1 protein-coding gene is annotated in these 1673 nt (G+C 41.6%); it reads right to left on the reverse strand.

Features of this window, described 5'->3' with window-relative positions; all coding sequences use genetic code 11:
- Window positions 1-51: 51 nt before the first annotated feature.
- Window positions 52-1629 (reverse strand): IS1182 family transposase, encoded by a 1578-nt coding sequence (locus tag FT986_RS14360; RefSeq protein ID WP_147865662.1) that lies wholly within the window; start codon window positions 1627-1629, stop codon window positions 52-54.
- Window positions 1630-1673 lie beyond the last annotated feature (44 nt).

A 1673-nucleotide genomic window follows, 5' to 3' on the forward strand; every position in this document is an offset into this window, starting at 1 on the left:
ATTTCTAATAAAACTATTTTTTTAAGCCGCTTTTAAGCGGTTTTTTTAGTTTTAGACCGTTGATAAACTTGATAAATTTAGGTCGGTTATTATGGATTCAATTGCCTTTTTCAGCTTCGTTTTTAGTCTTAAATATAAGCTGAACATTCCTGCTCCGCTTTTCACTCGTTTTTGAGTAAACTTGAGGTATTTTTTGAGGTTGTAGGCAATGGCGGATAGCTGCATACATTTGTTAGCTTGTCTTAATCCAATAGTATTTACTTTTCTAAGCCCCATAAACTGTGTTAAAGTCCCAAAGACAGGTTCTACTGTGCTTTGCCGTTTGCCTTTCATATACCTACCCTGTGTGCTTTCTACCCGGGCGATGTTGCGTTGATATTCTGCTCGGTAATAGGTAACGCTGAACTTCTTTTCCTGTGCGCTTTTTCCCAGACAGCTGCTGCGTATAGGACAATCAATACAAACGTGCTTGCGACAACGGTACTCCTTCTTTCGGGTACCGGTTCTGTAATCGTTAAACTCTTTAGTGAATGGAATAATCTTACCCTGTGGGCACAGGTAATGATCTTGATCTTCAACATATCTAAATCCATCGGGCCCGCCTTTAAAAGTGCCGTGAGCAGGTATAAAACTTTTAAGACCCTGTGCTTCTAAAAATGCGTAGTTCTCTCCAGAGCTATATCCGGTGTCGGCTACACAATTCTCCCAAACTAATCCCTGCTGCCACAGGCGGCGCTTTACGCGCTTAACTATATCAGGCAATTGCTGATTGTCTTTACCATCAGCGTGGTAAGCCCTAATGTCAGTAATCACGTGATGACCGGTATCTACACTTAGCTGACTCAGGTAATTGAGCTTTCTGGCCTTACCGGGCTTGACACTGATGCGGGCATCAGGATCGGTCGGACTGTAATGCGTTTTATTACTAGTATACTTACTGCCTTTATTTCCTGATCCAGGTCGCTGGTCTTGATCTTTGCTCCAACGCTTGTTGCGGCTAGAGATCGCCTGTAGTTCCTGTTCATTAGCCGTTATACTGCGTTGCCCTTTGTCTGATTTATCGCCTTTACTTTTACGAAATGGCTGATCTTTATCCATCGCACTAATATGACGAACTCTGCGCAAATGAGATTCTAACTCCTCTTCAGGTACTTTTAGTTCCAGAGTGTCCATCGAAGCGTTGGCCTTTACCGGTGCACTATCAATAGCTTGAGTATGGCCACTCACCATCCCCGCTTCTACACAAAGGCTGAAGACTTTGGTAAATACTGACTCAAAGACTTCTTCTGGAAATAATTGTCGTGTACGACTGATAGTGGAGTGCCAAGGTAGCTCCTCATCAATATCATAACCAATGAAATAGAGAATATCCAATCGCATACTGCAATGTTCAATAAGCTTGCGGTCGCTAATGATGTTCTCCATATACCCAATCAGACATAGTTTAAAAAAAACCACAGGGTCTATACTCTTTTGACCACTGCTGCCATAAAAACCTCGAGTAAGATCATAGAGAAAATCTAAGTTTAAGGCTTCTTTCAATCGACGGTAGAAATTTTCTTGGGGAACCCTGTCGCTCAACTGAAAACTGTTGAAGAGTTTTTCTTGATAATTCTTTTTTCCTTGCATTCCATGAAATTAAGGCTTTTTTGTAACTTGTGCAACAGACACAA

This window comes from Mesonia sp. K4-1 (assembly GCF_008017825.1).
Classification (GTDB): domain Bacteria; phylum Bacteroidota; class Bacteroidia; order Flavobacteriales; family Flavobacteriaceae; genus Mesonia.